General features: G+C 59.8%; 15 protein-coding genes. 4 read left to right on the top strand and 11 right to left on the bottom strand.

Annotated elements, in window-relative coordinates; all coding sequences use genetic code 11:
* Positions 1 to 98: 98 nt before the first annotated feature.
* Together KHP60_RS04135 and KHP60_RS04130 are read left to right on the top strand one after the other, a co-directional pair.
* Complete coding sequence (locus tag KHP60_RS04135; RefSeq protein ID WP_213562305.1) at positions 99 to 1,325, top strand: polysaccharide pyruvyl transferase family protein; 1,227 nt, start codon at positions 99 to 101, stop codon at positions 1,323 to 1,325.
* Positions 1,326 to 1,426: 101 nt separating this feature from the next.
* Complete coding sequence (locus KHP60_RS04130) at positions 1,427 to 2,611, top strand: hypothetical protein (RefSeq protein ID WP_213562304.1); 1,185 nt, start codon at positions 1,427 to 1,429, stop codon at positions 2,609 to 2,611.
* Between the two features lie 78 nt (positions 2,612 to 2,689).
* Here KHP60_RS04130 and KHP60_RS04125 read toward each other — a convergent pair whose 3' ends face one another.
* The 8 genes from KHP60_RS04125 to KHP60_RS04090 form a co-directional block, all read right to left on the bottom strand.
* Complete coding sequence (locus KHP60_RS04125) at positions 2,690 to 3,886, bottom strand: mandelate racemase/muconate lactonizing enzyme family protein (protein WP_213562303.1); 1,197 nt, start codon at positions 3,884 to 3,886, stop codon at positions 2,690 to 2,692.
* A gap of 6 nt (positions 3,887 to 3,892) precedes the next feature.
* Positions 3,893 to 4,804, bottom strand: a complete 912-nt coding sequence (locus tag KHP60_RS04120; protein WP_213562302.1) for a dihydrodipicolinate synthase family protein — start codon at positions 4,802 to 4,804, stop codon at positions 3,893 to 3,895.
* Positions 4,801 to 5,637, bottom strand: a complete 837-nt coding sequence (locus KHP60_RS04115; RefSeq protein ID WP_213562301.1) for a carbohydrate ABC transporter permease — start codon at positions 5,635 to 5,637, stop codon at positions 4,801 to 4,803. The genes KHP60_RS04120 and KHP60_RS04115 overlap by 4 nt, the downstream gene beginning before the upstream one ends.
* A 1-nt stretch (position 5,638) precedes the next feature.
* Positions 5,639 to 6,580 carry a carbohydrate ABC transporter permease gene (locus tag KHP60_RS04110; RefSeq protein WP_213562300.1) on the bottom strand — a complete coding sequence of 314 codons (942 nt, stop codon included), beginning with the start codon at positions 6,578 to 6,580 and terminating at the stop codon, positions 5,639 to 5,641.
* A 72-nt stretch (positions 6,581 to 6,652) separates the two neighbouring features.
* Complete coding sequence (locus tag KHP60_RS04105; protein ID WP_213562299.1) at positions 6,653 to 7,939, bottom strand: ABC transporter substrate-binding protein; 1,287 nt, start codon at positions 7,937 to 7,939, stop codon at positions 6,653 to 6,655.
* A gap of 72 nt (positions 7,940 to 8,011) precedes the next feature.
* Positions 8,012 to 8,818, bottom strand: coding sequence for an SDR family NAD(P)-dependent oxidoreductase (locus tag KHP60_RS04100; protein WP_213562298.1), 807 nt, complete (start codon positions 8,816 to 8,818; stop codon positions 8,012 to 8,014).
* Positions 8,815 to 9,912 (bottom strand): ABC transporter ATP-binding protein, encoded by a 1,098-nt coding sequence (locus KHP60_RS04095; RefSeq protein WP_213562297.1) that lies wholly within the window; start codon positions 9,910 to 9,912, stop codon positions 8,815 to 8,817. The genes KHP60_RS04100 and KHP60_RS04095 overlap by 4 nt, the downstream gene beginning before the upstream one ends.
* A 27-nt stretch (positions 9,913 to 9,939) precedes the next feature.
* Positions 9,940 to 11,670, bottom strand: coding sequence for an SMP-30/gluconolactonase/LRE family protein (locus tag KHP60_RS04090; protein WP_213562296.1), 1,731 nt, complete (start codon positions 11,668 to 11,670; stop codon positions 9,940 to 9,942).
* 113 nt (positions 11,671 to 11,783) lie between these two features.
* Here KHP60_RS04090 and KHP60_RS04085 point away from each other — a divergent pair, with 113 nt between their 5' ends.
* Together KHP60_RS04085 and KHP60_RS04080 are read left to right on the top strand one after the other, a co-directional pair.
* A complete protein-coding gene (locus tag KHP60_RS04085) occupies positions 11,784 to 12,935 on the top strand; it encodes a mandelate racemase/muconate lactonizing enzyme family protein (RefSeq protein WP_213562295.1) in 1,152 nt (383 codons plus the stop codon).
* A gap of 12 nt (positions 12,936 to 12,947) precedes the next feature.
* Positions 12,948 to 13,832, top strand: a complete 885-nt coding sequence (locus KHP60_RS04080; protein ID WP_213562294.1) for a 2-dehydro-3-deoxygalactonokinase — start codon at positions 12,948 to 12,950, stop codon at positions 13,830 to 13,832.
* A gap of 711 nt (positions 13,833 to 14,543) precedes the next feature.
* On the opposite strand, the gene KHP60_RS04075 is transcribed toward KHP60_RS04080, so the two are convergent.
* The 3 genes from KHP60_RS04075 to KHP60_RS04065 form a co-directional block, all read right to left on the bottom strand.
* Complete coding sequence (locus KHP60_RS04075; protein WP_213562293.1) at positions 14,544 to 15,779, bottom strand: FAD-binding oxidoreductase; 1,236 nt, start codon at positions 15,777 to 15,779, stop codon at positions 14,544 to 14,546.
* A gap of 50 nt (positions 15,780 to 15,829) precedes the next feature.
* Positions 15,830 to 16,852 carry a 4-hydroxyproline epimerase gene (locus tag KHP60_RS04070; RefSeq protein WP_213562292.1) on the bottom strand — a complete coding sequence of 341 codons (1,023 nt, stop codon included), beginning with the start codon at positions 16,850 to 16,852 and terminating at the stop codon, positions 15,830 to 15,832.
* 78 nt (positions 16,853 to 16,930) lie between these two features.
* Positions 16,931 to 17,857, bottom strand: a complete 927-nt coding sequence (locus tag KHP60_RS04065; RefSeq protein ID WP_213562365.1) for a dihydrodipicolinate synthase family protein — start codon at positions 17,855 to 17,857, stop codon at positions 16,931 to 16,933.
* Between the last annotated feature and the right edge of the window lie 82 nt (positions 17,858 to 17,939).

The raw sequence follows: 17,939 nt of genomic DNA, 5'->3' as shown, positions 1-17,939 counted from the left end.
GTATAATTTCTTTTTGGCCCCGGCACTTACTATCTCCGAAACCAGCCTGCAGATGGGCGGGCGACCCGACAGATATTCGATTTCAGGATGGAATTCATATGCTAGACGAAATCACTAAAGATAAGATGCTTGATCAGCCCGCTCTCAAGATGGCGGTGCCTTCTAAACCTCTGCGGGTTGCAATCCTATGGAAGTATCCATCTCTGGGTCTCTATTCGAACTCCCCGTTTGAAGATCTTTACAATGGCATCGGTCACAATAATGGGAATCTGGCCTTCGTTCATGCCATTGCCAGTCACATTTCCAATCCAGTCAAATTCTTCGGTTGGAGCGCGTCGGCGGAAACTCTGAGAGATAACGCCGATATCATCGTAATTCCATGTGCCAACCAATTGGGACGCCACACGGATTACGGTAACATGGCGGACAATTTGGAGAGATCCGGATTGCCGATCATTGCCATTGGGCTCGGAGCCCAGGCCGACAGCTACGATCAAGACGTTCAACTCACGGATGGGACTTACCGGTGGGCCCAGGTCATTGCGCGATCCAGCCTGTCCTCATCGACCTCTAACATCTACACCCGCGGCGCGTTCACAAGTTCACAGCTCGATAAGCTCGGCATCCACGGCTCCGTTGCCGGAGGCTGCCCTTCGTACTTTACGAACCAGGAGCCTGGTCTAGGCAAGAAAATCCACAAACAGTGGTCGCAACTCCCCTTACCGCGCTCCGTCTCAGTCGCGGCAGGTCATCAGGCATGGGTGAAGACCCGCGAGATCGAGCATCAACTGATCGGCCTGATGATGGACCCCATGTATCCGGGTCAGTATGTGGTCCAGTCGATGGGCGAGATGATCAGGGTATCTCGAGGTATTTTCGATGGCATCGATCCTCATGCTCTCAAGGAGATCCATAACCACACCGTTCCTCATTATTCCTTCGAGGAGTTCAAGGCGTGGTGCCGGAACTATGTCCGCTCCTTCTATGACGTTCCGGCCTGGATGGACACATTGCGCCGGCATGACCTCACCATCGGATCCCGTTACCATGGTGTCGCCTTGGCTCTTCAGGCCGAGCGGATGGGCTTGACGGTCACGATCGATTCCCGAACTCGGGAGCTCTGCGAGAATACGGGCGTTCCATACGTTGCCGCATCCGACTTGGCTGCACCACTCACCCGCTTCAGCTTGAAGAGGATGATCAATTTCGATCCGGACGCCTATGACGATCATCGAAGCGCAGCAGCGTCGCGATATCTCGACTTTCTTACGGCAAACAGGCTCGAACCGGCGTCCTTCTTACATCGAATCGCCGCCGGCAAGTGAGGAGATGAAGCATCAAGTTTCGGTAGATCCCGTCCCGGTCGTCGACCTCTTGAGAAATGTCTTTCACGGCCACCGGACCGCGCAATAGGAGGTGCCTCATCATGGCCGACTTCAAGGATCTCAAGAATGCGGCCGCGCGCTGGAACGCCTTCGCAGGGCTGGTGGTTCTGGTGCTTATGATGAGCGTGGCAGCGACCTCGGGAGCTCCCCTTCACTTTTCGATCTCTCCCGAGGCTGAAGAGGTCTACAGCTATGAGCGGCAGCGATGCGACTGGCGCTCAATTCCCGACTCACCTGCCAGAGCCTATCGCCGGCGTGACGGTTCTGTGGCTCTAATTGCGGCTCACTTCCGGAATAGGGTCCTCGAAGGGCCCAACTTTGCCGAGCTTCGTCCCGATTGCTCGATCGTTTCCCAAGGCGAGGAATCTGCCGATCCCTCGGCCTATGACGACCGCTTCTGGGTTCAGAGCCTCATCCCTCTTGGTGACGATCGGGTTCTTGGACTGGCGAGCCAGGAGTTCTCCGGGCTCCGTCACGATGAGCTTTGCGCCAAAGGGCCCAACAATCCGAAGTGCTGGTATCTTTCGATCGTCGGACTGGAGGCGAACGAGCGGGATTTTGCTTTCAAGTTGCTGCCCCGCAATCGGCGCCTTATTGCCGGGTCGAACAAGCCGTTCGACACAGGCATCAACGCTGCAGGCTTTCTCACGCTCTCGAATACCGTTCTCGATGGAGACTATGCCTATTTCATCGCCTGGACAGAGGATGCCGCAGAACCGGGCAAACGTGGGAACTGCCTGTTCCGTGCTCCCCGATCCGATCTCGTGGCAGGCTGGCGGATGATGAGCGATGGCCGCTTCGTTTTACCGCCGGATCCTTATCCGCCAAGCGGACAAGAACCTATTCAGGCAAAATGCGATCGTCTCGGCAGCGGTGACATTACCGGCAAGATACGATCTCTGGTTTGGCTGGAGGCCAAGAACGTTTGGCTGGTCGTCTGGTCGACACGGGCGAACGATACTGGCGGTGTCTATTATGCGACCTCGCCAGATTTGAGGAACTGGTCGTCAGCAACCCTGCTTGCCCCATTCGATCCGCCGTGGGGGACCACCGAGAGAAGGATCTATTACGACTATCCCTCGATCATCGATCACGACAGCCAATCTCCTGTCTTCCAGTCTGCTGGAAACACATTCCATTTGTATATGACGCGCTTCAACTGGCAGTCAAAGCGCCCTACCATGAACAGGGATTTGGTGCGCTTCAAAGTGGTCTTGGACCGCTAGAGCTCTGAACCTGTTACAATGATGCACGCCACATCGACTGCGGAATGATCAGACGACGACCTGTCGTGGGAAGCCTCGTTATCGGTTTGAACTGCGCCCTTCTGCAACAACGAAGTTGAACAGCTCGTCCCTGGGATTGGCCCCGAGGCCTACACCAGTCGGCACAGTGTAGTGGCCCTGCGCGCAACTCATATCGCCATCCGTAAAAGCGAGATTGCGATCGAAAACGGAGTGCTGGTACTCGTGATAGGGGACACGCTGAAGAGCCGAGGATGTTACTAGGCTGGCTGCCATGAAGATACCGACGCTGATGGACGCGTGCGGAATGGTATTGATGTGGAAGGTCTGCGCCATCCGGCCGATCTGCATGAACTCGGTGATACCGGTGTGGCCAATCTCAGGCTGGATCACACCCATGCAGCGGGCTTCCAGCCTTGGGCGATATTCGTAGACGGTTCGCCACTCTTCCCCAAGCGCCAGGGGCACGCCGATGCTCCGCGCGACCCGAACCTGTCCTTCCAGGTCTTCCGGCTGGCATGGGGCCTCGGCGAAGTAGAGGTTCGAAACCTCGAGCCGTCGAATGAGGCGCACGGCTTCGGACGCTTCGAACTTCCAGTGCAGGTCGACCATCAGGTCGATATCGGGTCCGACCGCTTCACGCAGGGCGAGCATCTCCTGCACGATACCCTCATCGGACACGACGGCCGCAAACTTGATGCCACGATAGCCCTTTGCTACCCATTCGACGGCGAGATCGCAACGCTCCTGCAATGTGGCGCGCGGCAGTCCCGACACATAGGCCGGGATCGTGGAATGCCGCCGCCCGCCAAGCAGCGTGGAGACGGAAACGCCGAGGTTCTTGCCGGCCAGATCCCAGAGCGCAATGTCGACGCCCGCCAGAGCATCCACGTAATACCCGCCGAAGAACCCTCGCACCCGCATCAGATCGTAGAGATCCTCGTGGATCACGACGGCGTCTCCGGGATCGCGCCCGATGATCACGGGGCCTAAGACATCGTCGACGATGGCCTTCGTCGCTTCGGGTGCCACGATGCCGTAGCACTCGCCCCAGCCAACCCGCCCACTCTCACCGATCGCCTTGATGAGCAAGGTCATGTCCGTGGAGGGATAGATCGTGCGGTTGCCCTTGCGCACGAGATAACCACGCTCGTTGATATGCTCTCCCTCTTTCAGCGGGCCGAGATAGGGCACCTCGCGCGGAATCGAGATGATGAAGGTTTCGACCTTGACGATAGAATCGACCGAGTTGCTCATGATCGATCAGACCGGGCGGTGGTGCTTGTAGGGAAGCACGGCCTCCTGAAGGAGAAGCGTCAGTTCGGCACGGTCTCCCTCGTCAAACTTGGGCCCCTTGCCGCGGACGAACGTGTTCCGGATCACGCCGCGTCGACGCAGGACTTCCTTGGTCATGTGCATCCGGAAGATAGCCTGGAAATTCAGAAGAGGCAGAGAGGCGGAATACAGTTTCCGCGCGGTCGCGATGTCTCCCTCACGCCAGGACTTCATCATCATGGCGTGAATGTCGGCCAGTTCGCAGGCCGGCATGGTGCCGGCGGCACCTCGGGCCATCTCGTCCATCACATAGCGCCCCCCGGCGCCGCCAAAGATCGCATCCACTGAGCCGTTCGCTGCGTTACTGATGCGCGTGAGGTGCTGCCCGCAAGGCGGCGTTTCCTCCTTGACGTAGCGGATCATGTCGACAGCGGAGGCGACCGCCGCCACCTCCTCCGGCGTCAATCCGGCACCGATGGGCTTCGGTTGGTTCTGCAGCATGATCGGTACACCAGCATCGGCGGCCACCTGCTGGAAATACTCGATCTGGGCTTCAACCGAGTTGCCGAGATGCCCGGGCGCCATCACCATTGCCGCGGCAGCGCCGATTTCGGCACCATGGGCGACGTGACGAGCGGCGACAGCGGGATCGGGATCGCTCGCGCCGATGATGATGGGAACGCGATTGTCGATCTCGCGAGCCAGAAGATCAACCTGACGTCGTCGCTCCTCCTCGCTGAGGGTATCCACCTCGCTGGCAACGCCGGGATAGACGACACCGTCGACGGCGCTCTCGAGTGCGAACCGAATGATCGCCCTGAAGTCGGTCTCGTCGATGGCTCCATTGGAGCGGAAGGGGGTCGGAAGTACCGGAAATGCACCGGAAAGCGGTGTCGTCATTTGACAGCTCCTGCCGTAACGCCTTGGATGAAATATCGCTGGAGGAAGAGGAACGCGGCCACGATGGGTGCCGATGCCAGGAGGGACGCCGCCATGGCCCCGCCCCAATCCGAGTTGACCTCGTTCAGATAGGTGAGGAGCAGGCCTGGGCCGATGGTGCGCTTCTCGTCCGACACGATGAGCGTCATCGAATAGAGAAGATCGTTCCACGACCACATGAAAGAGTAGAGGAACACCGTGACGATCGGCGGGATCGAGATCGGGATGACGATCGTATGGAAGATGCGCAGATCGCTTGCTCCATCCGCGCGCGCGGCCTCGATCAGCTCGTCAGGCACCTGCGAGAAGTAGCTGTAAAGCATATAGGTGGAGACCGGCAGGGCAAACACGATGTAGCTCAGGATCAGGCCCGTGCGGGTGTCCAATAGGCCGATCTCGCTCATGAGCGGATAGATACTGATCAGAAGCAGCCCGAACGGGAACATCTGGGCGGAGAGCATGAAGAGCATCACTGGCTGACGGCCTGCGAAGCGGTATTTTGCGAAGCTGTAGCCGGCATAGAGCGCCAGGAGGGTGTTGAGGGCAGCGCTCGCCCCAGAGGCAACCAGGCTGTTGAACAGATACATCGGCAACTTGCCCGTCGTCAGCGCGGTCACGAAATGCGTCAGCGTCGGCGCAAGCGGGAACGGTGTCGGAACGATGCTGTAGAGCTCGGCATTCGACTTCACCGACGAGATCGCCAGCCAATAGAGCGGGAAGAACAGGAAGAGGCCTATCAGCCCTAAGAGCAGGCCGAAGACCACCTTGGAGACGGTGCTGGACAGATCGAACATGTCAGGCGCCTTTCACCAGCATGCGCAGGTACAGGAAGGCGGGCGGCAACAGGGTCGCCACCCAGAGCACGCCGATGGCGGAAGCAAAGCCGACATCCCATTGCTCGAAGGCGCGACGGTAGACCTCCACCGAGAGAACCGCGGTTGCGCGAACCGGACCACCCCCGGTCAAGGCATAGATCGTATCGAATTGCTGCAGATTGCCGATGACACCGAGCACCACCACAACGATCAGAACCGGACGAAGGTGTGGGAGAACATGATCGCGCAGGATCGCCCAGTTATTGGCACCGTCGACCCTGGCCGCATCGACCTGCTCACGGTCCATGTTCTGCAGCCCGGCCAGGAAGAACGCCATGAAGAGCGGGATCGATAGCCAGATTTTGGTGATGATCACCGCGATCATCGCCCCCGTGGATGTGGAAAGCCAGGCCTGCGGCATATCGATGACGCCGAGTTCCAGCAGGAACGCATTCAGCACACCGTAGCGGCTGTTGAAGATCCAGCCCCAGACGAAGGCGCTCACGGTGCTCGGCAGGACCCAGGGGAGAAGCGACATGGAGCGCAGCAATCCACGGCCACGAAACGGCTGATTCAGGATCAACGCCCAGCCGAGTCCCAGGATGAGGGTTCCTGTGGTCGTGAAGAACACATAGATCGCCGTGGTGACGAAAGCCTGCCAGACGTCCGGCGTTGCGGCAATCTTGGCGAAATTTCCCAGGCCATAGAACCGCGGCGCCGGCGTCTCGAGCGTGTACTCGAACAGGGACAGCGCGAGCGCCTGGAGGAATGGGTAGAGAATGACGAGACCGAAGGCGATGGCCGCCGGAAGCAGGAGCAGCATACCGATGCGGCGCTGGCCGGCCTTGAGCCCGCCGCGGACGGCATGCGGGGATACCTGGGCCGGTGCAGGAGCAGATGTGATCTCGGCGGCAACACTCATGGATTCATCACATGCAAGGAAATGAAGGAGAGTTCGGCTGGCTGCACCGGGATGTGCAGCCAGCCGGGAGGGTCAGTTCTGCTTGTTGACGTTCGCCATGGACGTCTCGAGGCGCTTGTGCATCGCCTGGATTGCGTCGTCGACGCTCTTCTGACCGAGCAGCGCACCTTGCGCCTCTTCGCCGATGATCTGCGTCAGTTCGGCGGCATTCGGCCAGATGCCGACCTCGTTGCGGCGCGGGTTGCCGGCGGCCTTGGCCCAGGCCGTCAGGAACGCGTCTCCCGTCACCTTCGGATTGGCCCGCGCGGACTTCGTCACCGGCAGAGCGCTCTGCTCGAGCGGAAATTTGGATTGCGCGTCATCCGAGGTCAGATAGGTGATGAACTGGCTAGCCGGCGTATCCGCTTTCGCCTTGCCATCAGCCGAAAACTGAACCAGCAGATGCCCCCACTGAATGGACGCGGGTTCCTTTCCTGCAATGGCCACCGGTGTTGCCAGCGGCAGAACATTGGCGTCGAAAGCCGGACCCTGGCCGGAGAAGCTGCGCAGGTGCGTCCTTGCCTGAGGGGCATCGAAGAAGAAGGCCGAAGCGCCCTGGGCCACCAAGCGGCGGGCATCCGGACGGTCGATCTCGGGAGCGGCAAGGCGATCCTTCATCAGGCCGACCATGAAGCCGAGCGCCTGCTTGCCGGCCTCGCCATTGCCGATCTTGACCTTGCCCTGCTCGTCGATGATCTCGCCGCCGAAGGTCCAGGTCCAGATCATGAAGTCGAGAAGGATCGAACCGTTGTTCTTGGTCGCCATGGTGTAAGGGACCGAGTTCGGGACCTTGTCACGAACGGCGACCAGTGCGTTCCGGAACTCCTCGATCGTCGTCGGCGTCTTCGTGACGCCGGCCTTCTCAAGCACCGCCTTGTTGGCGATGAGGCCGATGGATCCGGAGATAAGTGGCAGGGCATATTGCTTGGATCCGATCTGCCCCATGGCAAGAGCATCCGGGGCGAATACCGCAGCCAGCTTGTCCTTGCCATAGACCTCGTTCAGGTCGACGAGACCGGCGACGTTGGCGAAGCTCGGAAGCCAGCGTTCCGAGAGCTGTGCGACGCTCGGCAGAGTCTTGGAGCGAGACCGCAGGAAAATGTTTTTCTGCATATCGCCCCAGGCATAGCCCAGCGGTTCGACCGTGAGCTTGGTCTGCGCCTCGAATCCCTTGAGCAATGCTTCCACGGAGGGCTTGGCGGCTTCCTCCGCATAACTGAAGCTCATGAAGCTGAGGTCGGCTGCGTTCGCGGCTTGGCCCGACAAGCCAAGCCCCGCTGCAAGCATCGCAACTGAAGCGATCGACTTGATCTTTTTCATCGTTCTTCCTCCCGATATGGAGCAAAAGTCCATATTCCCGCGCACACATTTTCCCTTAAGGGCGGTTGTGCGCTAGACCACCCCTGCGTCGACGATGAATGTCTGCGCGGTCACCAGACGTGAGTCGTCGGCAGCAAGCCAGAGCGCCATCCGGGCGATATCCGGAGGCAGGAGATGTTCCTTGAGGCACTGCACCTCGAGATATTCCGCGAACTTGCCGTGATAGATGCGCTTGGCCCGCTCCACCTGGCGCTCCGTCAGAACCCAGCCAGGGGCGATGGAATTGACGCGGATGTTGCGCCCTCCGACCTCGCGCGCGAGCGACTTCGTCATCCCCATGACGGCCGATTTCGCCGTCGTGTAGAAGATCAGCCCGGCAGCTCCGCGCATCCAGGAGATCGATCCCATGTTGATGATGGATCCGCCCCCGGCTCGGACCATATCGCCGATCACCGCCTGCGCGGCAAAGAACTGGTGACGCAGGTTCGTCTGAAAGCGCTCGTCCCAATATTCCGGCGTCACGTCCTCAAGAGGCATCCGATCGTCATTGCCCGCATTGTTGACCAGTACCCGGACCGGTCCGATCCGTTCCGAGAGGGAGCTGATTGCAGAGCGAAGTGCCCCGATGTCGCGCAGATCCACCGCCTCGTGGGACGGCGGATTGCCGGTCGCCGCTCCAATGCGTCGGGCAGTTTCGTCCGCTGTGTCCGGGTTCAGTTCGATGAACCCGACACGGGCGCCTTGCACGCAGAAATGCTCGACCAGAGATGCGCCGATGCCGGACCCGCCTCCCGTGATCAGGACCCCCTTCCCTTTCAGGCTCGGATAGATGGCCCCCTCAACCGTCACATGCGGGATAAGTTCAGGATGAATGCTCATGCTGCGTTCCTCGCCATCGGCTTCGCGGAAACCAGCGTCCGCCCGTCAGCCGAGAACACGTGGACTGCATCCGGATTGACCGAGACACCCACATGCTCGCCCTGACGAATGGACCGCTCTCCGTCGAGACGCACGACGATCATCTCGTCCGTACCTTCAAGCCCCACATACGCATATGTGTCACTGCCGAGATGCTCGGTCATGACGATCGTGCCATTCAGGGCATTGCTGCTCCCGGGCGCGCAAAGTTCGAGATGCTCGGGGCGAACACCGATCTCGCTAGGCGCCTCGGGCGGCAGCGTATTCAGCGATACGAGCCCGCCGTGCACTCTCGCCCGGCCCCCTTCAAGTCTCTGCTCCTGGACAGACAAGAAGTTCATTCGTGGGCTTCCAATGAAGCCTGCGACGAAGCGATTGGCCGGAGCGTTGTAAAGATCGAGGGGGGAGCCGATCTGCTCGACGCGACCGGCATTGAGCACCACGATCTTGTCGGCGAGCGTCATGGCCTCGATCTGATCGTGCGTCACGTAAATCATCGTTGTGCCGAGCCGCTCCTTCATGCGGGCGATCTCGATGCGCATCTCGACTCTGAGCGCGGCATCCAGATTGGAGAGCGGCTCGTCGAACAGGAAGATCTTCGGCTCGCGGACGATGGCCCGGCCGATGGCGACACGCTGCCGTTGACCACCCGACAGCTGACGCGGCTTGCGATCCACGTAATCGGAGATCCGCAGCACCTTCGCCGCCGCCTCGACCCGACGGCGGATTTCCTCGCGCGGCGTACCTCCCAGCTTCAGGGCATAGCCCATGTTGTCGGCGACGGACATATGCGGGTACAGCGCGTAGGACTGGAACACCATGGCGAGACCGCGCTTGGCGGGTGGCACGTCGTTCACCACCTGTCCGTCGATCATCATCTGGCCCGAAGTGATCTCGTCGAGTCCGCAAATCAGGCGAAGCAGCGTGGACTTTCCGCATCCCGATGGGCCGACGAAGGCCGTGAACTCACCGTCCTCGACGGTCAGGTCGATTCCCTTCAGCACATCGATATTGCCGAACGACTTGCGGATCTGATGGAGCTCTAGTCTGGCCATGTCGGTTGCGCACCCTTGCGATATCTGTCATCTGCCGAAGACATTCTCGGGCAGTCCCTTGATGCCGGTCTCAATCGCGAAGACGCTGCCCGACAGGGGAGCGTCGGCAATCTGTCCGGCGGACAATCGGATGCGAGCAGAGGTCACGAACAGCGTCTGCATATCGGCGCCGCCGAACACGCAACTCGTCGGGCGGGGTACGGGCAGATTGATGACGCGCTCCACATGCCCGTCCGGGTCATAGCGCGTGATGCACCAGCCATCCCAATGCGCGCTCCACACGAAGCCCTCGGCGTCGATGGTCAGACCGTCCGGCTTTCCTTCGCTCTCCGGCACGGTCACGAAGACACGCCGGTTCTCGATGCCCCCCGTCTCGCTGTCGAAGTCATAGACGTAGATCGTCTGCTTGGCGGTATCGGTGAAATAGAAGCGGCGGTGGTCGGGACTCCAGCCGAGGCCGTTTGAGACATGGAAGCCGCGGTCCATCTCGTGAACCTTTCCATCCGGATCGAGTCGCCAGAGCGAACCCTGTCCCGGTGTCGTATCGATGGCGAGCGTGCCGGCCCAGAGACGGCCGCGGCTATCGCATTTCCCGTCGTTGAACCGGTTCCCGGGGCGGTTGATTTCCGGCCGGGCGAGCGTCACGCTCTCGTTCTTCACAGGATCGATTGCCCGCACCTCGCACTGCATCCCGGCGATGAAGCCACCACCTTGACGCGGGATGAGGAAGCTCGTGAGTTCGGGCATTGCCCAGGAGCGATAGGATCCCTTGACCGGATCGCCTACGCAGACGGATGGCGCAAGAATATCGACGAAATAGAGCTGCTGATCGTCGACCGACCAATGCGGCCCCTCACCCAGGAAGAGGCTGGCAGGGATGGCACAGCGCACATCGCTTCGATCGGCGCCGAGAGGTCGCGGGTTGATCGTCAGCGACATCGCCACCTCGCCAATATTGCCGGAAATCCGCCGGGCCGCCTCGATGACGTCGCGTCCGAGAGCATGGAGACGCTCGGGCGGCAGCCGAAAGGACGGGCCGATCACGCCGATGGCGCCAAGGGGCTTGGCCTCGTGGTCGAGAATGGGCGCTGCAACGGAGCTGATGCCGACATTCTGCTCGTCGGTGGAAACCGCATAGCCGCGGGCCTTGATGAGATCGAGCTGGCTGAACAGCTCGTTGAAATCGGCGATGGTGTGAGGCGTCAGGCGCTCCAACTCCGCCTCACCCAGGAGCCGTCGCCGCATCTCAAGTGAAAGATGAGCCAGGATCGCCTTACCCAAGCCACTGGCATAAGGTTTCGCTCGGCTACCAACGCCATTGCTCAGGCGCACCGGTTGCGGCGCTTCGCGCTGATCGATGTAGAGGATCTCGTCGCCATCGAGAATACCGAGGCGCACCGTCTCACCCGTGAGGTCTCTCAGACGCTCCAGCTCGGGCTCGGCCGCGCCGCGTAGATCGAAATCGTCCCAGACCCTGTGCGCCCATTGAAACAGACGCGAGCCCAGACGGTAGGTCTGATCTCGGCTGTCGAGCTTCAGGAGCCGCTCATCGACGAGCGCCTGGAGGATGCGATGCAGCGTGCCCTTAGGCATGCCGGAACGCTCAAGCAGATCCGTAAACCGGGGCGGCGCAGCAGCCGATGCGACAAGCTCAAGAAGCTGAACGCCCCGCGTAAGCGCCTGCACGCCGGGAACCGGCCCGGAAGCGCCAACCTCGACCTCATCATCGGTTTTCAGGTCGGCCTGCATGCGTCCCATCAAAGCTCCATCGAAAGGATGAGCCGGCTGCCCAATTGACCCTTCAGGATGCTTCCGATTATGTTGGAACTGAGTTCCAAGTCAACCCGCCTTTCGTTGAAGAGGCTTTCCCGATGAAGATCACGGCCATCCACCACACCCTCGTGCGGGTCCCTTTCACGGAAAACATCCTATGGGGATCGGGCCGGAGGATCGGAACGACACGGCTCATCTGCCGGATCGAGACGGATGCCGGGATTGTCGGGTGGGGCGAGACGATCTCGCTGATCGCGGCCGTGCCGGCGGTGTTCTCCGACATCGTCGCCAAGGTGGGGCTGGGCTATCCCGTGGCCGACGTGGAGCGGTTGCACCGGCATGTCCTGGGTGCCGGCTACTACCACCACAAGAGAGCGGCCGTGATGACGGTCGCGGCGCTTGAGATGGCCATGTGGGATGCTTTGGGTAAGCAAGCCAATCTCCCCCTGTCGAGCCTCTGGGGTGGGCGCTGGCGCAAGGATGTGGAAGCCGCCGCCTATCTCTTCACCAGAGACACGAAGCAGCTGAAGGAGCGGATCGGACAATTCCTTGATGCCGGTTATGAGACCTTCAAGGTCAAGATCGGGTTCGACGAACGAAGCGATATCCTGCTGGCAGAGGCCTCTCGCGAGGCTCTCGGCGCACGGGCCCTGCGGCTCGACGTGAACGGCGCCTGGACGCCGGGCAGCGCCAAACGGCAACTGGAAAAGCTGCGCGGCATCGATCCGTCCTATGTGGAACAGCCCCTGGAACTCGACGATCTGGCGGGCCACGCGCTCCTGCGCCAATCCACGTCGGTCCCGATCGCTCTCGACGAGAGTGCTTATACGTTGTCCGACATCGGCAATATCGTGCGCGCCAACGCGGCTGATGTGGTGCTGCTCGATCCGCACGAGGAAGGCGGCCTGTGGCAGACGATCAAAGCCGCTGCCATCTGCGAGGCGGTCGGAATCCCCGTGACCCTGCATTCCGGCGGCGAACTTGCCCTGTCCCAGGCGGCCTATATTCATCTCGCAGCGTCGATCCCCAACATGAGCCTCGCCATCGATACGGAACGGGCCTACCTTGGCGGGGACATCTCTCCCGCCCCCCCTGCCATGATTTCCGGACATTTTCAGATTCCGGATGCACCCGGCCTTGGAGTCGAGATCGATGAGGATGCCGTGCGACGCTATGCTGTCGATGGCATTGTCGGCGCCTATCTCGACAGCGAGCGGCAGGATTGGTTTCCCGTCAAGCCAGCCTACTAGAGGGAGGTTCGCGTGTTCCTTGCCATTGAATGGACTTCGGCAGCCTTCCATGCTTTCCTATTCGCCGCTGACGGAGCGCTTCTGGGGCAGAGACAGGAGGCGAGAGGCGTCAATCATATCACCGATGGTGCATTTGAAACCGCGCTGCACGAGATTGTCGGGGATTGGGCGGCTGAGGCAGACCGCATCTATCTGTCCGGTATGATCACCAGCCGCAATGGTTGGATTGAGACCCCTTATACACACGCGCCTGCTTCACTGAACGACATCACTGCGCGGGCAATCGTCAAGCATATCGATGGCCTGCCGCCTCTCGTCTTTCTTCCAGGCATCTCGGTGCGCGATCCTCTGCCCGACGTGATGCGAGGAGAAGAGCTTAAGGTCTTTGGAGCAATGGGCCCAAACGGCGGTCTTGTCGCACTGCCTGGGCCCCACACCAAATGGGTGGCCGTCAGGGACGGGCGGATTGAGCGATTTGCCACGTATATGTCGAGCGAGATCGCCGCTCTGATCAAGTCGACCTCACTCGTCAGCAAGCTGATTCCTGCACAATCGGCCGACAATACGGAAGCTTTCCTGCGCGGCGCCAGGCTCGCCTGGGATCGCCGCATCGGAGGCAGTATCCTGCGTCGCATCTTCTCGGCACGCAGCTTGGTTTTGTTCGACGAACTCTCTCCTGCCGATATCAGCGATTATCTGTCAGGCCTGATGATCGGCGCCGAGATCAATGAAGTGATCGAGGAGTACAGCTCACCGGATAGGCACGTCACGTTGATCGGCCCTCCGGCCTTGTGTCAGCGTTACAGTCTGGCACTTCTCGAAGCTGGGATGACATCGACAGTGTCCGTGGATGGCGGCATTGCGGCCTTTCAAACTCTTGGCTTGAGCTATTCCTGAGCCATGCGTTTATTAGGATTGTTTTACGAAACATCACTGCGTTCTGATGGCGCCTGGCATCACTCTCGATGCGGAACCGTCAGGTTCGAACAGGTCGGTAGCATCGACGAAGCATGGCATCAATCTCCCAACTAACGCACTCCTATGCCTTGCCGGTTTTTACTATGCCAGAGCGCCGTTGACCGAAAGGGGGCCATAAGGCTTTGCTAAGCTCTGAGGCACACCGATAAGGTTCCATCCGGCGTGCTCCAGATTTGGAAGGGATTCCTTTAGTCGACACGGGTGAGCCTTGAATATCAGGCATATGCCCTGGACAAAGGCCTCCATTGTCATAGGAACCTAGTGCTCCGCTGGTGATTGCCCTTTACGGACACCAGTACACACCTCAACAGCGGAGCGCCGCCTGAATGCCCATTCCTCTCCCGAACCAGCCCTACCCGGAGCCGACACCAGCGGATCCCAATCCGGCGCCAGTGAGCCCACCCACGCCTCCTGAGACACCTCAGCCCGAGCCAATTGGCGTGCCTCCAACGACGCCCGGCGACATCCCGCCGCCGAGTGAACCGATCGGGGTGCCCCCCACATCACCGCCGGAGATCCCAGTCACGCCTACAACGCCTCAGCCCACCGCCTGATCCGTGTCAGGGCGATTAAGCTGGCGAAGACTTGATCAGGAATTACTCTTCATGGGCTCTGAATGAAGATGCTTCTTTAGAAGCGCTGTGCCGAGTATGGCTTTAGATCGATCCCGCTGGTTCTCCCGTCGATCAAGTCGGCGACTAGCAGCGATGTGACTGCAGCCTGTGTCAGGCCATGATGACCATGACCGAATGCGTAGATCACACGGTTATCCTGTCTGGACGACCCTATTACCGGCAGGGAATCTGGAATGGATGGGCGAAAGCCCATCCACCGTCTTGCATCCTGATCGGGATCAAAGTCGGGAAGAAAACGGTTGAGCCGCGCGACCATCGCGGATGTGCGATCATGATTGGGCTTGGCGTCCAGCCCTGCGAACTCAACGGCACCTCCTACCCTATCACCTGTATCGAGAGGCGTCGTGACGAATCCCTCACCTTCGAACATGATGGGCCGATGGAGACCGAATGAACCTTTGGGATAGGTCGCGTTGTAGCCGCGCTCAGTATCGAGAGGAATCCGATCCCCCAACGTCTTCGCAAGCGACCGCGACCATATGCCCGCTGCAATAACCACCTTGTCGGCAAGGATGGCTTTCACTGAACCGTCAGTCTGGACTTGGACCGCATTATTCGTCGGCTCCACCTTCAGGGCGCGAGCCGCGATGTGCTGTGCGTTCCGCTTGAGGGCAAGTCTCATAAGATCCGACGCCAAATGGGCGGGATCGGAGATGTGGCATGCTTCCGGATAGAGCACACCAGCTTCGACGTTATGAAGCGCCGGCTCCAGTTGCGTGAGATCGTTCCGATTGAGAATATCTATCCCGATGCCCAGGTCACGCTGGCGGTCGAGAGTATCTTTGGCCCGCAGAAGGGGGCCATGATGCTTCCACACGGACAGAATGCCATTCTCTCGCAGATGAGCGCTCAAATCCACCGAGGAAAGCAGCTTTCTCCAAGAGGGCAAGGCCTCTGCGTTGATGACTCGTATGGCAGCCATGCTCGCTTTGATCCGCACAGGAGAGGACGCCAGCATGAATCGGATCAGCCAGGGCGTCAGAGAGGGCAGATAAGCAGGCCTGATAGTGAGAGGACCCAGCGGGTCCATCAGCCAAGCTGGAAGGTTTCTCCAGATTTTGGGAGACGCCAGCGGCATGATGTCGGTATGAGCGATCCAGCCAGCATTCCCGTCTGTTGGCCGCGCCGTCTGATCGCCCGGATCAATGAGAGTAACCTGATGTCCTCTCTCGAGAAGGGCATGAGCGGCCGCGAGGCCGACGATTCCAGCACCGACAATCGCGATCCGCATCGTGCATCCTGTTCAGGGTGATGATTAGGCTGTCGCTGACACCCTGGGCGTCATGCTCTTGCGGCTCGGTCCACGACCTGGAACCCTTTCGCGAAGGGATCGCGATCGTCGATGATGATCGTGTTGAAGCCTGTCACCCGCGCCCACCCCTCGATCGAGGGAATGATGGCGTCGCGGTCTCCGACTGTTGCCCGCCCCTCGATGCGTCCGATGAAGGTGGACCCGATGATGCTCTCATGGACGAACGCATCGCCTTCCTTCAATTCGCCGCGCGCTGCGAGGTGGGCCATGCGGGCCGATGTTCCCGTCCCGCAGGGTGAACGATCGATGGCCTTGTCGCCATAGAACACGGCATTACGGGCCGTACCGTCCTCGGTCTGCGCACGCCCCGTCCACAGAACGTGCGTGAGGCGGTTGATTTCAGGATTCTCGGGATGAGCGATCCGGTAACGCGCATTGAACGCTTCCCGCAGCTTGGGGCTCCAACGCAGGACGTCCGACGGATTGATGTCTGCCAAATCGGAGTACAGTTTCTGCGACTCGACGATGGCATAGAAATTGCCCCCATAGGCGACATCCACGGTCAGATGTCCGAGCCCTTCCACTTCGACCTCGTAGCCCGTTCCATAGAGGAAGGATGGAATGTTGGTGATGCGAACCCGCTCGATGAATGGTCCATTCTGTTCGTAGCGGGCTTCTACGACACCGGCCGGCGTATCGAGGCGCAGGAGGCCTGGTGTTTTGGGGTGGATCAAACCGCTCTCGAGAGCAATAGTGACGGTACCGATCGTTCCATGCCCGCACATGGGGAGGCAGCCGGATGTCTCGATGAACAGAATTCCGACATCGCAATCGGGGCGCGTTGGCGGGTAAAGAATTGAACCGGACATCATGTCATGTCCACGAGGCTCGAACATCAAGCCGGTTCGAATCCAGTCGTATTCCGCCAAAAAGTGCTGGCGGCGGTCGAACATCGTCTCTCCGCGCAACTGGGGAATGCTGCCACCAGAAACCACGCGAACTGGATTCCCGCAGGTGTGCCCGTCGATGCAAAAAAAGGTGTGACGCGCCATCGCTTCACTCACTGATCAGAGATATTGCTAACTAGTATAGAAAAGGCGAAGGATATCGATCCCTTCGCCGTGCACGTGTCAGGCGGCAGATTTCAAGCCGACGTCAGGAAGGGCAGGACGGTTCCTCAGAGCCTTGTCCATGATCCCCTCCACCTCAGCCCGCTCCTGAGCACTCAGAGGAAGACGCGGAGGGCGTGTCAATTCCGAACCCCGGCCCATAATGGCCTCACAGAGTTTAATGCATTGCACAAGGTCGGGACGGGCATCGAGGTGAAGCAAAGGCATGAACCACTCGTAAAGCGCCCTCGCCTCCTCATAGCGCCCCGCCTTTGCCAGACGGAACAGGGTTTCGCCTTCCTGAGGAAAGGCATTTGACATGCCGGAGACCCAGCCGACGGCGCCCAGCATCACACTTTCCACGACGACATCGTCAAGACCCGAGAAAAGGACGAAGCGGTCCCCGACCATGTTCTTCGTATCGGTGAAACGGCGGGTATCGCCCGATGAGTCCTTGAAGCAGACGATCGTTTCGCAATCCGAAAGAGAGGCCAGAATGTCGGGCGTCACATCATTCTTGTAGATGGGAGGATTGTTATAGACCATTACCGGCAGGTCAGTGGCTTTAGCAACGCCCCGAAAATGCGCCGCGGTCTCATGCGGCTTCGAGGAATAGACCAGCGCGGGCATGACCATAACACCGTCGAGCCCCACCCGCTCTGCCTCCTTGGCAACTTCTGACGCGAAGGCCGTCGTGAATTCGGCGACACCCGCAATCACCGGCACTCGACCCCGGGAGACATCCTTTGCCGCTTCCATGACCGCCACCTTTTCGGAACGGCTAAGAGACGTGTTTTCCCCAACCGTCCCGCAGACGATCAGTCCAGAGACGCCATCCTTGATCAACCCATCAATCACCTTGGCCGTGGCCTCGATATCCAAGCCGTAATTCGATTTGAACTGGGTGGTTACCGCAGGAAAGACACCTTCCCATCCGATTCTAGCCATTCTGCCCTTCTCCCACACTGGACATCGATGCACATTATTGTAGATTGTATAAAATCTACCTTGTCAAGCCAACTCCTGGACA

The sequence above is a fragment of the Microvirga sp. 3-52 genome, assembly GCF_018383585.1.
GTDB lineage: Bacteria > Pseudomonadota > Alphaproteobacteria > Rhizobiales > Beijerinckiaceae > Microvirga.
The sequence above is the reverse complement of the archived record's forward strand: the minus strand, read 5'-3'. Positions and strand labels throughout refer to the sequence as shown.

What these genes read in the sequence shown, in the direction of transcription:
- KHP60_RS04135 (WP_213562305.1), top strand. Translation starts at nt 99, where the DNA reads ATGCTAGACGAAATCACTAAAGATAAGATGCTTGATCAGCCCGCTCTC.
- KHP60_RS04130 (WP_213562304.1), top strand. Translation starts at nt 1,427, where the DNA reads ATGGCCGACTTCAAGGATCTCAAGAATGCGGCCGCGCGCTGGAACGCC.
- KHP60_RS04125 (WP_213562303.1), bottom strand. Translation starts at nt 3,886, where the DNA reads ATGAGCAACTCGGTCGATTCTATCGTCAAGGTCGAAACCTTCATCATC.
- KHP60_RS04120 (WP_213562302.1), bottom strand. Translation starts at nt 4,804, where the DNA reads ATGACGACACCGCTTTCCGGTGCATTTCCGGTACTTCCGACCCCCTTC.
- KHP60_RS04115 (WP_213562301.1), bottom strand. Translation starts at nt 5,637, where the DNA reads ATGTTCGATCTGTCCAGCACCGTCTCCAAGGTGGTCTTCGGCCTGCTC.
- KHP60_RS04110 (WP_213562300.1), bottom strand. Translation starts at nt 6,580, where the DNA reads ATGAGTGTTGCCGCCGAGATCACATCTGCTCCTGCACCGGCCCAGGTA.
- KHP60_RS04105 (WP_213562299.1), bottom strand. Translation starts at nt 7,939, where the DNA reads ATGAAAAAGATCAAGTCGATCGCTTCAGTTGCGATGCTTGCAGCGGGG.
- KHP60_RS04100 (WP_213562298.1), bottom strand. Translation starts at nt 8,818, where the DNA reads ATGAGCATTCATCCTGAACTTATCCCGCATGTGACGGTTGAGGGGGCC.
- KHP60_RS04095 (WP_213562297.1), bottom strand. Translation starts at nt 9,912, where the DNA reads ATGGCCAGACTAGAGCTCCATCAGATCCGCAAGTCGTTCGGCAATATC.
- KHP60_RS04090 (WP_213562296.1), bottom strand. Translation starts at nt 11,670, where the DNA reads ATGGGACGCATGCAGGCCGACCTGAAAACCGATGATGAGGTCGAGGTT.
- KHP60_RS04085 (WP_213562295.1), top strand. Translation starts at nt 11,784, where the DNA reads ATGAAGATCACGGCCATCCACCACACCCTCGTGCGGGTCCCTTTCACG.
- KHP60_RS04075 (WP_213562293.1), bottom strand. Translation starts at nt 15,779, where the DNA reads ATGCGGATCGCGATTGTCGGTGCTGGAATCGTCGGCCTCGCGGCCGCT.
- KHP60_RS04070 (WP_213562292.1), bottom strand. Translation starts at nt 16,852, where the DNA reads ATGGCGCGTCACACCTTTTTTTGCATCGACGGGCACACCTGCGGGAAT.
- KHP60_RS04065 (WP_213562365.1), bottom strand. Translation starts at nt 17,857, where the DNA reads ATGGCTAGAATCGGATGGGAAGGTGTCTTTCCTGCGGTAACCACCCAG.